Annotated in this window: 14 protein-coding genes; 1 reads left to right on the forward strand and 13 read right to left on the reverse strand. The window is 48.9% G+C overall.

Annotation, left to right across the window (positions count from 1 at the left end; genetic code table 11):
* Window positions 1-61 precede the first annotated feature (61 nt).
* The 11 genes from DXD92_RS01255 to DXD92_RS01315 all read right to left on the reverse strand — a co-directional run bounded on the left by DXD92_RS01255 (window position 62) and on the right by DXD92_RS01315 (window position 10305).
* The gene (locus DXD92_RS01255) at window positions 62-1588 is read right to left on the reverse strand and encodes a Na+/H+ antiporter NhaC family protein (RefSeq protein WP_117509125.1); all 1527 of its coding nucleotides are present in this window, start codon (window positions 1586-1588) and stop codon (window positions 62-64) included.
* Window positions 1589-1622: 34 nt separating this feature from the next.
* Window positions 1623-2870: a 3-isopropylmalate dehydratase large subunit gene (locus DXD92_RS01260; RefSeq protein ID WP_117509126.1), complete on the reverse strand. Its 1248-nt coding sequence runs from the start codon at window positions 2868-2870 to the stop codon at window positions 1623-1625.
* Between the two features lie 18 nt (window positions 2871-2888).
* A complete protein-coding gene (locus DXD92_RS01265) occupies window positions 2889-3380 on the reverse strand; it encodes a LeuD/DmdB family oxidoreductase small subunit (protein WP_022462500.1) in 492 nt (163 codons plus the stop codon).
* 45 nt (window positions 3381-3425) lie between these two features.
* On the reverse strand, window positions 3426-4676 hold the full coding sequence (locus DXD92_RS01270) for a 3-isopropylmalate dehydratase large subunit (RefSeq protein ID WP_117509127.1): 1251 nt from the start codon (window positions 4674-4676) through the stop codon (window positions 3426-3428).
* A 5-nt stretch (window positions 4677-4681) separates the two neighbouring features.
* Window positions 4682-5164 (reverse strand): LeuD/DmdB family oxidoreductase small subunit, encoded by a 483-nt coding sequence (locus tag DXD92_RS01275; protein WP_055218301.1) that lies wholly within the window; start codon window positions 5162-5164, stop codon window positions 4682-4684.
* A gap of 139 nt (window positions 5165-5303) precedes the next feature.
* Window positions 5304-5948 (reverse strand): pyroglutamyl-peptidase I, encoded by a 645-nt coding sequence (gene pcp, locus DXD92_RS01280; RefSeq protein WP_117509128.1) that lies wholly within the window; start codon window positions 5946-5948, stop codon window positions 5304-5306.
* Between the two features lie 48 nt (window positions 5949-5996).
* Window positions 5997-6269: a hypothetical protein gene (locus DXD92_RS01285; RefSeq protein WP_191892600.1), complete on the reverse strand. Its 273-nt coding sequence runs from the start codon at window positions 6267-6269 to the stop codon at window positions 5997-5999.
* A gap of 333 nt (window positions 6270-6602) precedes the next feature.
* The gene (locus DXD92_RS01290) at window positions 6603-7598 is read right to left on the reverse strand and encodes an asparaginase (protein WP_117509129.1); all 996 of its coding nucleotides are present in this window, start codon (window positions 7596-7598) and stop codon (window positions 6603-6605) included.
* A 416-nt stretch (window positions 7599-8014) separates the two neighbouring features.
* Window positions 8015-8230, reverse strand: coding sequence for a hypothetical protein (locus tag DXD92_RS01300; protein ID WP_022462490.1), 216 nt, complete (start codon window positions 8228-8230; stop codon window positions 8015-8017).
* A gap of 270 nt (window positions 8231-8500) precedes the next feature.
* On the reverse strand, window positions 8501-8869 hold the full coding sequence (locus DXD92_RS18825; protein ID WP_243104815.1) for a hypothetical protein: 369 nt from the start codon (window positions 8867-8869) through the stop codon (window positions 8501-8503).
* A gap of 134 nt (window positions 8870-9003) precedes the next feature.
* Complete coding sequence (locus tag DXD92_RS01315) at window positions 9004-10305, reverse strand: MFS transporter (protein WP_118639927.1); 1302 nt, start codon at window positions 10303-10305, stop codon at window positions 9004-9006.
* Between the two features lie 617 nt (window positions 10306-10922).
* Here DXD92_RS01315 and DXD92_RS01320 point away from each other — a divergent pair.
* Entirely contained in the window at window positions 10923-11765 is an 843-nt protein-coding gene (locus DXD92_RS01320) for a 4Fe-4S binding protein (protein WP_118639951.1), read from the forward strand.
* A 49-nt stretch (window positions 11766-11814) separates the two neighbouring features.
* On the opposite strand, the gene DXD92_RS18415 is transcribed toward DXD92_RS01320, so the two are convergent.
* Both DXD92_RS18415 and DXD92_RS01325 read right to left on the reverse strand, forming a co-directional pair.
* Window positions 11815-11976 carry a hypothetical protein gene (locus DXD92_RS18415; protein WP_158565074.1) on the reverse strand — a complete coding sequence of 54 codons (162 nt, stop codon included), beginning with the start codon at window positions 11974-11976 and terminating at the stop codon, window positions 11815-11817.
* A gap of 173 nt (window positions 11977-12149) precedes the next feature.
* Window positions 12150-13184, reverse strand: coding sequence for an alcohol dehydrogenase (locus DXD92_RS01325; RefSeq protein ID WP_055228476.1), 1035 nt, complete (start codon window positions 13182-13184; stop codon window positions 12150-12152).
* Between the last annotated feature and the right edge of the window lies 1 nt (window position 13185).

The raw sequence follows: 13185 nt of genomic DNA on the forward strand, positions 1-13185 counted from the left end.
TTTAGTATACGGTTCTTTTTCTCTCCCGTCAAGCATTTCACGCGTTTTTCTGTTTTCTTTTTTATTTTTTGCCGTTTTCCGCTTTTTTTGCGCAAAATCTGCGCATTCCGGTTAAAACAGCCAAAAGAAGAAAAAGGCTGACGCCAAGTGTGATCCACCACGTTCTGGTCACGGCTGCAATCAGATATCCCACCAGGCAGACACACGCCGTAACGGCCGCATACTGCATCTGCGTCGATACGTGGTTCAGATGGTTGCTCTGCGCACCCGCACTTGACATAACCGTCGTATCCGAGATCGGCGAAATATGGTCACCGCAGACCGCCCCTGCCAGGACGGCGGATACCGAGATAATCATCATCTCCAGATTTGTTCCGGCGGCGAACATGCCCGTTGCAATCGGCACAAGAATCGCGAACGTTCCCCAGGAGGTTCCCGTCGAAAAGGAAAGGAACACCGCCACGGCGAACAGCACCACCGGGATAAAAATACTTGCGGATGCATGGTCTCCCACGACGCTTCCGACAAACTGGGCCAGGCCCATCGCATCACCGACGCCTTTTAAGGTCCACGCAAAGACGAGAATCGTAACCGCCGGAACCATCAGCTTGAAGCCCTCGGACAGGCTGTCCATAAAGCTCTTGAAGGTGATGACCTTCCGCGGCAGATACAGCGCCATCATAAACAGGATCGTCACGACGGAGGCAAAAATCAGACTCGTCTCTGCATCACATCCTGCGAACGCGGAAATCACATTGTCCGCGCCGCCGAGGAAGCCAGTGTAAACCATCGCTCCAATCGCTGATACAATCAGCACGGCAACTGGGAGCACGAGGTCGATGACTTTTCCGTTCGGATTGACCTCCTGCTCGGAAACCTGCTCAAACTCCTCGCCTCCGGTCGTGAAAAGATCACCTTTGGCGGCATTATCCTCGTGGAGCTTCATCTGACCAAAATCAAAGCCGGTGTAGCAGATGTAAAAGACCATCGCAATTGTAAGGATCGCATACAGGTTATACGGAATTGTCCGCAGAAACAGCTGGAATCCACTGATTCCCGCATCCGCCGGCACATACGAGTTGACGGCTGCCGCCCAGCTTGAGATCGGCGCGATAATACAGATCGGCGCTGCGGTGGAGTCGATGATGTATGCGAGTTTCGCGCGGGAAACCTTGTGGCTGTCCGTGACCGGGCGCATGACAGAGCCGACTGTCAGACAGTTGAAATAGTCATCCACAAAAATCAGAACACCAAGCCCCATCGTTGCCAGAAGCGCACTCCGCTTCGTTTTGATCTTCGTCCCCGCCCATTTTCCATACGCCGCCGAGCCGCCGGATTTCGCCATCAGCACGACAACCATGCCAAGCAGGATATCGAAGATCAGAATGTTGATGTTCATGCTGTTCCGTAAAATTTCAAAGAAGCTTGTGAACGCATCCCACGGATGGAAGCCGGTGTACAAAAGGACACCGACTGCCGATCCGATGAACAGGGAACTGTAAACTTCTTTTGTGACAAATGCAAGCAGAATTGCAAGCAGCGGCGGGACGAGTGCCCACCAGGTTCCGATAAACATTGAACCATTCATGTCGTCTGTTTTCCCTTTCTGCTGTTAAGTTCGTTTACACTTCCGGCGTCACAATTTTTCCAGCTACTGCACATGCTGCCGCTGTCTTTGGAGATGCCAGATAAATTTCAACTTTAGAAGTACCCATTCTTCCAAGAAAGTTTCGGTTGTTCGTTGCTACAACACGCTCGCCGTCAGAGAGGATTCCGCCCGCTCTTCCGCAGCACAGGCCGCATCCCGGATGTGTAATCATGGCGCCTGCCTCTGCCAGTGTATCGAGAATGCCCATTTTGCTTGCCTGCAGATAAATCTTGCGGCTTGCCGGTGTTACGATCAGTTTTACGTAGTCGGCTACTTTTTTGCCTTTTAAAACCTCGGCTGCCGCCTGCAGATCCTCGAGACGGCCGTTCGTACAGGAACCGATGAAGACCTGATCGATCGGGGTTCCCTCGAGAACGCTGGTATCACGGATCTTGTCTACCTGGGACGGGCATGCCATAACCGGCACAAAATCCTCGGCGCGGTAGGTGATGGTGCACAGATATTTTGCATCCTCATCGCCTTTTAAGCTCTTCTGATAGTCATTGAGTTCGATCTCGCAGTATTCTGCGGTCTTCTCATCCGGGGTAAAAAGTGCACATTTGGCACCTGCCTCGATCGCCATGTTGGCAATCGTCATACGGCTTGCCACGGTCATATTTTCTACGGTGCTTCCTGAGAACTCCAGTGCGCGGTACGTTGCGCCGTCTGCACCGAGGTCACCGATCAGACGCAGGATAATGTCTTTTGACATCACATTTTTCGGCAGCTCGCCTTCGATGACAACTTTGATCGTCTCCGGCACTTTGATCCACATCGTACCCGTTCCAAGGATGCTCGCCATCTCTGTGTAGCCGATTCCGGAAGAGAATGCACCGACACAGCCGTATGTCGTCGTGTGGCTGTCGGTTCCGAAAACAACGTCGCCCGGTTTTACGTAACCTGCCTCTGTCATTAACTGATGGCAGATTCCGTCGCTTCTGTGTACGTTTTTCATGCCATATTTCTTTGCAAATTCATCGCCTTTGTGGAAATGTCTCGTATCGTCCACCTGGCTTGTCGGAACGAGGTGGTCGTAGATCAGAACGACTTTATCCGGGTCCCACAGTTTGGTAAAGCCCATCTCCTCGAATTTATCGCCGACAAACGGGATGAAGATATCATGAATCATGACTCTGTCCACGTTGACCGTCACAATGTCGCCCGGTTTTACGTCTTTTCCGGTGTTGTGGCGGATGATTTTTTCAATTACTGTATTGCCCATCGTTTCTTCCTCCCGCTCTTAATCCAATCCGTTGCGCTTGCGCATTGCCTTTACCAGGCCGCCTGCCTGAATGATATCCATCAGGTTCTCCGGCAGAGCTGCGATCGGGTATGTTTTTCCGTTGTAATCAACATGCTCATTCATCTTGACGGTGATGGTGTCGCCCTCTTTGATATCATCGTGCAGATCCGGCTGCTCGATCAGAAGAAGGCCGTTATTGATGGAGTTGCGGAAAAAGATCCGAGCAAAGGATTTCGCGATAACGCAGGAAATGCCGAGCGCCTTGATGATCTCCGGTGCCTGCTCTCTCGAGGAGCCGCAGCCGAAGTTCTTTCCTGCCACGATGATGTCGCCCTTTTCGATCTGTCCGGCCAGTTCCGGGCGGAGCGGGGAAAAGCCGTACTGTTTCATATCGTCAATTGTCTTTAAAGCAAGATACTCGGTCGGGATAATGATATCGGTATCAATATCGTCTCCAAGCACCCATACTTTTCCTGTAAATGCTTCCATATGTTTATTCTCCCAAAAATATTATGTATCCCTCAAAGAAAATGGTCAGATCTGATCTGCCGTCGCAATCTTTCCGGCAATCGCGGATGCGGTTACCGTAGCAGCGGATCCCAGGTATACTTTGGAGCTTGGATGACCGGCACGGCCCTTGAAGTTACGGGTTCCGGTGCTGATCAGCACTTCGTTCTCGCCGATGACACCCTGGCAGCTTCCCCAGCAGACGCTGCAGTTCGGGTTCATGACGATGGCTCCGGCCTCCATGAAGGTGTCGATGATGCCTTCTTTTAATGCCTGACGGTAGATCGTCTGGCTTGCCGGAACAACGAGGAAACGGACACCCTCTGCGACCTTCTTTCCGCGGATGATCTCTGCGCCGACACGGAGGTCTTCGATTCTTCCGTTGTTGCAGGAACCAAGGAATGCCTCATTGATTGGCGTTCCGCACGTTTCCTCTGCCGGAACAACGCGGTCCACAAAGTCTGGCTTTGCAACAACCGGGCGGACTTTGGAGAGGTCAAAGGTATACTCTCGGACGTATTTTGCATCCGGGTCGCTGTGGAAGACTTCTTTTGGCTCTCTTCCGTGCTCTTTCAGGTATTCCATGGCTTTCTCATCTGCCTCAAAGATACCGGTCTTGGCGCCGGCTTCGACTGCCATATTACAAAGTGCCATACGGTCACTGATGCTCAGCGTTTTTGCACCCTCACCGGTAAACTCCATCACCTGGTAGTTGCATCCGTTTGCGCCGACCTCGCCGATGATGGTGAGGATCAGGTCTCTCGCATAAACGCCCTCCGGCAGTTTTCCTACAAGATTGAATTTTACGCTTTCCGGTACGAGTACCCAGGAAGTTCCCGTTACCATGCCGTACAGGAAATCGGTACAGCCGACACCGGTGCCGAATGCGCCGAGTGCTCCGTAAGAGCAGGTATGGCTGTCAGCGCCGAAGATCAGCTCGCCCGGGCGGACATAGTTCTCGATCATCACCTGATGGCATACGCCTTTTCCTTCCCAGAAGTCAATGTTGTTCTCTCTTGCAAAATCACGCATCTTTTTCTGGGATGCTGCTGTTTTCGGGCTGTCGGACGGCACGTTGTGGTCGACGATGAAAACGAGCTTTTTCGGATCCGCAATGTGCGGGTGGTTTAATTTGTTGCGGTACATATCAACCGTCAGATGAGTTGTTCCGTCGTTGCTCATCAGACGATCCAGTGTTACGGTGTGGATATCTCCCGGTTTTACTTCCGGAACGCCGGCTGCAGCGGCGATAATTTTCTCTGCAATTGTCATTCCCATGGTTCTTACTCCTCCTCGCGGTTCAAAGAGGCAATCAAGCCTCCCTGATTCAGTATGTTCTGCATATATTCCGGCAGTTTGGTGCAGGTGTACGTTTTGCCGTTCACCTCTGCGGTTCCCTCGGACATATGGAGGACCATGGTGTCCCCGTCTTCTACGGCATCCGGCAGGTCTTTACAGACAATCGCCGGCAGACCGATGTTGATGGCGTTGCGGAAAAAGATTCTGGCAAAGGATTTTGCGATAACAGCCTGTACACCAAGTGCCTTTAAAACGCCCGGTGCCTGCTCTCTTGAGGAACCACAGCCAAAGTTTTCTCCTCCTACGACAAAATCTCCCGGTTTTACTTTTTTTGCAAAGTCCGGATCTAACGATTCAAACGCATGACCTTTCATCTCATCCAGATTCGGCAGAAGCAGATACTGGGATGCGATGATCTGGTCTGTATCAAGGTCATTATGAAATTTAAAAATTTTACCCTGTTCCATTTTCTTTCTTTCGTTCCTTTCGCATAAAAATTCTGACGAATCTTATTGTATCACAAAAGATATAGTTTGCAAAAGAGAAAATAGCAAAAAAAGCAGACCGCCGCACCAAAATTCCGGTACGACGGTCTGAAAGTCTGTTTTAGTGGGTAGTTCCCATTGCTTCTTCTACTTCTTCTTTGTTGGTTACGACTGCCTCGATGCAGTATTCCAGAGATTTTGCAATCGTTTCCAGCGGCATGCTTGCCATGGTGCTTGCTTTTCCGACTACCTGCTCGCATGCGAACGGTACGTGGATGAAGCCTGCGCGGATGTTCGGATATTTCGTTGCGCACAGGTGAAGCACATTGTACATGACGCAGTTGCATACGTAGGTGCCTGCGGTGAAGGATACGTGGCACGGAAGGCCGTGTTCGCGGACGTTCTGAACCATTGCTTTGACCGGAATCGTTGCAAAGTATGCGGTCGGGCCGTCTGCCTGCAGCGGTTCATCGGACGGCTGCTCTCCGGCGTTGTCCGGGATTCTTGCGTCTGCAAGGTTGATGCCGACTTTCTCTACGGTTACGCATGCGCGTCCGCCTGCCTGTCCGACATCGATGACAACGTCCGGATTGTGCTCTTTGATGGCTGCTTCCACGCAGGAAATACTTCTGGTAAACTCGGTCGGGATCTCAACTTTTACGATCTCTGCTCCGGCGATGGTATCCGGCAGAAGTTTGATGGCCTCGAATGCCGGGTTCACGCTCTCTCCTCCAAATGGGTCAAATCCTGTTAATAAAACTTTCATCGTCTTTTCTCCTTTTGTCTCTTAATTTTTGTCTCCTGGTTCTGTCCTTTAGTATAACACAGGCTCGGGTGCAATAATCTTTCCCCGGTCCATAATCTGACGGTTATCGGTAAAAATATCGGGTTCCCGGCAGACCAGGTCGAAGTGGCCTTTCGCATTCTGCACGCCGCCGAGCGCGATATTGCGTCCAAGCCCTACGTGGAAAGTTCCATACGCGGATTCATCCTCAATGTAGCAGTTGCCGAGGCAGTTCGAGCACGAATTCAGTCCGATGCCAAGCTCTCCTGCGATATAAATCCGTGGATCGAAATATTTCTCCATATACTTCTTTAAGCGGATGCCGGTCGGTGTCTCCTCGATATCGACATATGTTGTAACTGTAACCAGCGGTTGGATTCGTCATCCAAAATCCGCCGTTTTCCGCACTGCATCATGAATTCAATTCTACTAAAATGTTCAAAAGATATCAACCTGTTTCTGATTTTTCTATGAAATTTGCACAATTCTTCCAATAAAAATCAATTTTGCGTCCGTACTGTCTGAAAATTTTGCAGAAAATTTCTTTTTCCTCAAAAAGAAAAAGAGGCGTTCACAGCCAGCAGAAACATTTCTTTCCTGCGGACCGTGACAGCCTTTTTGCCGTCTTTCTTTTTCTTATTTCCAGACCGTATCGTAGTTGATCGGTTTATAGAATGCTTTTTCCCGGCTCTCATGATCATCCGGACGGTTGCCGAGAAGCCACATGGTTTTAGTTGCGACTGCCTCCGGGGTCATATCGTATGACTCGAGAATGTTGCACAGGGTTTTCATCTCATGGCCGACTTCATAGACGGTCATATCGCTTCCCTCGTGAGAAACCTGGGTACACATGATGATGAGTTTTTCCGGGTACTTCTGGCAGAGCTCGTAAAACGGCTCCTTGATGCTCGCCGGAATACCGCCGACACCGAAGCTCTCCACAATGATCGCATCGTAGTGCTCAAAAATCGCCGGAAGCAATACCGGGCTGATTCCCGGGATCAGTTTCAAGAGAAAAACGTTATCGCTTAAGTTTTCATAAAAACGAACCGGCTTTTCATACGGCAGCATCGGCAGATACCGCAGAATCCTGCGGTCCTGTATTACCGCAAGGTACGGGAAATCGATGCTGGAAAAGGCATTGTAGCTCTTCGTCCGCACCTTCTTCGCGCGCGTTCCCGCGATGACTTTTCCGTCGAACACAATCTGTACACCCTGGGATGCATCATCACAGGCGTAATAAAAGCTATCGGACAGGTTTGTCTTTGCATCCGTGATATCCAAATTGATCGGCCGCTGTGCTCCGGTGATGACGATCGGCTTTTCCGAATTCTGAATCATATAGGAAAGCGCCGCCGCGGTGTACGCCATCGTATCAGTTCCGTGCGCGATGACGAAACCGTCGTAATCCTCGTAATGCTCCTTCGCCACTTTCACCAGCGTGCTCCAGTTCTCCGGAACCACATTCGAGCTGTCCAGATTAAACGGATTCACCGCCGTAATCTCACAGAGGCCTTCCACCTCCGGAATATAAGACAATAACTCCTCCGGCGTAATCTGCGGAGTCAGACCATTTTCCGTCTTCTTCGAAGCGATTGTGCCGCCGGTTGCGATAAATAAAATCTTTTTCAATGTAAATCACTCCTGTTTTCTCGTTTGGTAACAAGTTTTCTTTATCTTAGCAGACTTTGGGGACGGCGTAAATGATGAATTTGGAAATCGAGAAACCAATCCTTTCCATTGACGCGAAAAATTCCGTTTGCTATACTGAATTTTAGACACAGAAAATCCTTATCTACGAATTTTACATTCAGAAAGCCAGGCTTCCTATGAATCATGAAAATCATCCCGGTCATCCATATCTTTATTCTTTTCTTCTTGTTTTCGGTCTGACGCTGATCTGCGCTCTGCTTGCGGGATCTTCGTATTGATCGGAGCGTGAAAAACAGGAAGCTGCCGAACAGCGCAGAATCCAGGAGCTGCATAATGAATTTCTGACTCAGAAAGATTAAACACATGTTAAACATACGTGAAACGCCCTTTACCGGCTACGCCTTCAGCAACACCTTCTGCCCGCAGACCGGGATTTCCTCGAGATACTTAAAATACCACTTCTTCCTCCGCGCCGAATACCGCACCACCACCGGAATCCAGCAATTTTCCACTTTCAGATACACATACTGCCCGGAAGCCACTTCCACCTCGCCGTTCTGCTGCTCTACAAATGCACGGTTTTTCTTTATTTTTACAATGCCTTTCGTCATAATGATCATCCTTTCTGAACGGGTTTGAAAAGATACTCTACCTGTATTGTATGCAGAGGGGATAGGAAATTTCCACTTTTCAGGGGCAAAAAAACAGGACACGGGATTCCCCCATTGTCCTGTTCTCCTTTTATCACACACCTGCTTACCCCTCAGCATCGTTCTGCTGCCAAACTTTATCGCTCGAATCAGAACAGCTGCCCCAGCAGTTTCAGCTTTTCCTTTTTGGGGAATGCGGCTTCAAATTTTTCAAAAGCTTCCGGGTTCTTGTCACAGATAAAACTCCAACGCCAGCTGCATGGCCGTTTCATCAGAATCCGCCAGCTTACGAAAAATCACCGCCATATATTTCAATGGTCCGCCCGCCAGATAATCATGATGAAGCTGCGCAAGTTTTGGATCGCGGTATTGTTCCAGCGTCAGCATTTTGCGAAAATTGGCAGAGAATGTTTCTTTCGTCCAATGCTCAAACTGCGCCATGCTGTAATCATGAATCTGTGCAATCGGGGTCTGCAGATAGAAGTGTAATGGGGTCTGGTACCAATGTGCAGCTCCTCGTTGTCCAGAAACGCATCCTTGTGATCGACTCTTCCGGCTTTCCGGATCTGGCCTGTCTGTGCTTTTTTCAGGCAGCCACATTCCCGGCAGCCCGACTCACTGATTATCGTAACACGTAACCTCTCTTTGTGAAACCCCGGAGTCAAAAGTAAAAAATCTCAAAACCAGTTGCTCTTGTTCTCCTGGTTTTGAGATTTTTTTATGCTGTGTATCTTTTATTTTTCACCCGCCATCGGCTGATGGTCTGCAATTTTCAGAAAAACAAATCCAAGTGCAAAGAAAACCGCCAGACATGCAACCGCTACGTTGATCGTTCCTCCCGCCAGCTTTACAACTGCAATGACTACAGATCCAAGGAAGGAAGCGCCCTTGGCAAAAATATCGTAGATGCCAAAATATTCTCCCGAATTCTCCGCCGGAATAATTTTGGAATAATACGACCGCGACAACGACTGAATTGATCCCTGAAAGCATCCCACTCCAAATGCCAGAATCGCAAAGTGCACCAGCGTCCGCAGTGTCAGCGCATAGAGGCAGATGACAAAATAGCCTGCGATGCAGATCAGAATCAGGGATACCGTATCTTTTTTCCGCGACAGTTTTGCAAAAAACAGAGATCCTCCAAAAGCGACAACCTGCGTGGCAAGCAGAAAAACAACCTGTCCGACCGTATTCAGGTTCAGATCGGTTCCGATGTTGATGCAGTTGTCAATGATAGTTCCGACCCCATCAATATAGAGAAAGAATCCAATCAGAAAGAAAAATACTTTCCGGTCCGAAACTGCGATTTTTTTCAGAGTTCTGAATATTTTTCCAAATGTCTGACCGACGGTAACCGTTCTCATTTCCACGTAATTCTTCTGCCGATACTCCTTCAGCAACGGCAGCGTCACCACCAGCCACCAGAGAGCCGTTACGCAAAAGCCAATCATCTTAGAGACAAAATCCGGCAACACCCCGACCATATCCGGCCCCAACACATAAGCAATCAGTGCTACAAGAAACGGAATGCAGGATCCCAGGTATCCCCACGCATAGCCATAGGAGGATACCTCATCCATACGTTCCTCCGTCGTCACGTCATTCAGCATGGAATCGTAAATCGTCAGCGATGCATTATAGCAGACTCTTGTCACAATGTAAATGACCAGAAACAGCACCCAGCTCGTTGCAACGCCATTCAGCACACATCCTGTGATGCCAAGACCTGCCGTTGTGGTAAAAAAGATCTTTTTCTTATCCTTATGATCTGCCAGCACACCGCAGACAGGACCGATCAGTGCCACCACCACCGTAACAATGGAAATGGCAATCGAATAATACGCCGTCGCCTGATCCGAACTGATTTTTCCCGGCCCTGTACCGATTGCCAGACTCTTAAACCAGATCGGAATCAGCGAACAGGCAAGCATAATAAATGCCGAATTTCCCACATCATATAAAACCCATGCAAACTCCTGCTCCGTCAGATTTCGAAACACTTTTGTCCGATGAAGAGCACGAAACAGACCACTCATACTCCAATCCCCACTTTCTTTTATTTTGTCGTGCAGTATCAGTGTAGCATAGATTTCTTGATATTCAAAGTATTTTTTGTATGAAAACAGGCAAAATCATTTGCGAAACGCCAGTTTTCCCATCCTTCCATGATCCGCCGGAAATTTCACAGCAGATCATTTCGATTTCTCAGATTAATGCCGGTGTCTGCGCCAAAACGGAAAGAATCGCAATCACCGCAAAAATCACAGCAGCTGCCACTGCAGCAATCATAATTTTTCTTTTCATAGCATACCTGCTTTCTCTATCATGTTTGCGGAATATTTTGTTTTCGTAATCATATCTTTTTTCCTAAAGACATTATACCCTATGCATAGGAATACATCAAACTTTTCCAGTCCAGGCCATTTCCAGACAGCTTTTAAAAACAGTCTGGCATGACTCCAAACGATTACAGGCGCAGGCGGTCATAACCGTCTGCGCCTGTAATCGTTTCACTTTTTTTGCAGATGTTTTATAAGAATCTGATTACTATTTTTTCATTTCTCTGCTATACTTATAATAAGATGTCGGGCGTTGCACCGGCCCGGCAGTCAGTGTATTGAAAAAAGCAAGAAAGCAGAGGATCAAAGAGAACATGAGAATCTATCACAGACTTCACAAATACGTGCCATCTATGCTGCTGTTTCTGCTGTTTGAAGCAGTGGCAGTTACGCTGTGGCTCACAAAGGACAATTTTTTCTATCTGCTGAATTTCAGCTACATCGGAGCCTGCCTTGGGCTTGGAACGGCACTGTTTACCGCCGGGAAACGGTATGCCCGGCATTTCGTCCAGTTGGCGGTGGGCAGCTATATGTTGCTGTACCTTGGCGTGATTTCCCGTGAAAATATGCAGATCGAAGGGTTCTGGTACTACCTGTTTCTCGGCGTTTTCGAAGCAGCAACTATCCACTACGCGGTTGCAAAAATTTTCGGACCGTTGCTTTTTGGGCGTGGCTGGTGCGGTTACGCCTGCTGGACAGCTATGGTGCTGGACTTTCTGCCCTACAATCAGCCGCAGAAGCCACGAAAAGAAAAGCTGGGCTTCCTTCGCTATGTGATGTTTCTTCTGTCTCTGGCGTTGGTGTCTGGGCTGTTTCTGATGCAGGTGGCACATCTGGAGCAAATCATGTTCTGGCTTTTCCTGGCCGGAAATGCGCTTTATTACCTTGTCGGTATTGTGTTCGCCTTCCTGTTTCAAGATAACCGGGCATTCTGCAAGTACCTGTGTCCCATTACGGTTTTTCTCAAACCTATGAGCTATTTCTCTCTTCTGCGCGTCCACTGTGATGAGGATAAGTGTGTCCATTGCAGGAAGTGTCTGCAGGTCTGCCCCATGAACGTGGAGGTTAATAAGGAAACCCGCAAGCGGAAAAACGGAACAGAGTGTATTCTCTGCTATGAATGCACGAAAGTTTGTCCCTCAAAAGCACTGCATTAACCGTTTTTCTCTTCCGTAAATTTATTCCTCGCTTCGGCCGTCAGATCATTCAGCTCAGAGAAAACAGCGTGGCAATTAATTCCTTCTCTTCCTCTTCGGTCGGCAGATCTGCCATATCCATCCATCGTTCATATTCTCCGGCAAATCCTCCGGCAGCCATTGCCTCCATGCGAAAAGACGATACAGCCAGAAGTACGGATTGTCGCCACATCCGGACCCAGCGGATTCATAAAACCGATCCCTTAATTACCTATACATAATTTTACCTGATTTTTCATGGATCGTATATACTAATGGTTGGAAATCCCCCCTGTTATAACAAAATTCCAATCATTATCATACCATATATAGTACATTAATGATTGGAATTATCTATATCTTCTTTTAGCATTCTACTGCTACCTTAATTACACCGTCCCGCTTACCTTCAAAGAGTTCATAGGCTTCCTCTATCCTTTCTAATGGATAGGTATGGGTGATAAGCGGCTCTGTGTTCAGTTTTCCCTCTGCAATCAACCGTAATGTTTCTTCACAGTCACAGCCATCCACCCCTCCGGTTTTAAAGGTAAGATTTTTTCCATACATATCCGGAAGCGGCAGGATCTGTGCCTGATCATAAAGAGCAACCACCGTCACCAGACCATTGGGTCTCGCGCATTCCCAGGCCAGACGGAAGGTAGCTTCCGCCCCCGCAACCTCCAGCACAACGTCAGCTCCCCCATGATCGCTGTTTGCCCGTACAAACGCTTCACACTTCTCCGGAGAAACCAACAAAATCTCCGGATAATGCTGTCGGATAAACTGCAGACGATTTTTATCCTTTTCACACACAATAATCCGTCTTGGTTTTTTCAGCATTACCGAAAGCAGGGTACAGATACCGGTGGGGCCGGCTCCGATGATCAGCACCGTATCCTGCTCTGAGATCTCTGAAATACGCGCTGCCCAGTAACCGGTAGCCAGAACATCGCCCACCAGCAATGCCTGTCGATCCGTAACGCCATCCGGAATCTTATTCAGTCCCTGATCTGCAAAGGGCACACGCACATATTCCGCCTGGCCGCCATCAATCCGGCAGCCCAGCGCCCAACCGCCATTTTCATCTGTACAGTTATTCACATACCCTTTCTTGCAGAAAAAGCATTCACCGCAGAAGGTCTCCACGTTTACTGTCACCCGGTCTCCCGGTTTTACCTTGGTAACTGCCTTTCCAACCTCTTCCACAATCCCCACCATCTCATGGCCAACCGTGATCCCGGGTACTGCCCGCGGAACGCTGCCATGCTTGATATGCAGATCGCTGGAGCAAATGCTGGCGAGTGTCACTTTGACAATAGCATCCCGCTCCTGCATCAGGGTCGGTTTTGGCTTCTCTCTTAATTCGAATTTTCCTTTTGAAACGTAGGTATACGCCTGCATA

Origin of the sequence: Blautia sp. TM10-2, from assembly GCF_003480845.1 — a bacterium.
Classification (GTDB): domain Bacteria; phylum Bacillota; class Clostridia; order Lachnospirales; family Lachnospiraceae; genus Fusicatenibacter; species Fusicatenibacter saccharivorans.

Coding starts and splice junctions, on each gene's coding strand:
- DXD92_RS01255 (WP_117509125.1), bottom strand. CDS start 1,588: ATGAATGGTTCAATGTTTATCGGAACCTGGTGGGCACTCGTCCCGCCG.
- DXD92_RS01260 (WP_117509126.1), bottom strand. CDS start 2,870: ATGGGCAATACAGTAATTGAAAAAATCATCCGCCACAACACCGGAAAA.
- DXD92_RS01265 (WP_022462500.1), bottom strand. CDS start 3,380: ATGGAAGCATTTACAGGAAAAGTATGGGTGCTTGGAGACGATATTGAT.
- DXD92_RS01270 (WP_117509127.1), bottom strand. CDS start 4,676: ATGGGAATGACAATTGCAGAGAAAATTATCGCCGCTGCAGCCGGCGTT.
- DXD92_RS01275 (WP_055218301.1), bottom strand. CDS start 5,164: ATGGAACAGGGTAAAATTTTTAAATTTCATAATGACCTTGATACAGAC.
- pcp (WP_117509128.1), bottom strand. CDS start 5,948: ATGAAAGTTTTATTAACAGGATTTGACCCATTTGGAGGAGAGAGCGTG.
- DXD92_RS01285 (WP_191892600.1), bottom strand. CDS start 6,269: ATGGAGAAATATTTCGATCCACGGATTTATATCGCAGGAGAGCTTGGC.
- DXD92_RS01300 (WP_022462490.1), bottom strand. CDS start 8,230: ATGACGAAAGGCATTGTAAAAATAAAGAAAAACCGTGCATTTGTAGAG.
- DXD92_RS18825 (WP_243104815.1), bottom strand. CDS start 8,869: ATGTGGCTGCCTGAAAAAAGCACAGACAGGCCAGATCCGGAAAGCCGG.
- DXD92_RS01315 (WP_118639927.1), bottom strand. CDS start 10,305: ATGAGTGGTCTGTTTCGTGCTCTTCATCGGACAAAAGTGTTTCGAAAT.
- DXD92_RS01320 (WP_118639951.1), top strand. CDS start 10,923: ATGAGAATCTATCACAGACTTCACAAATACGTGCCATCTATGCTGCTG.
- DXD92_RS18415 (WP_158565074.1), bottom strand. CDS start 11,976: ATGTGGCGACAATCCGTACTTCTGGCTGTATCGTCTTTTCGCATGGAG.
- DXD92_RS01325 (WP_055228476.1), bottom strand. CDS start 13,184: ATGCAGGCGTATACCTACGTTTCAAAAGGAAAATTCGAATTAAGAGAG.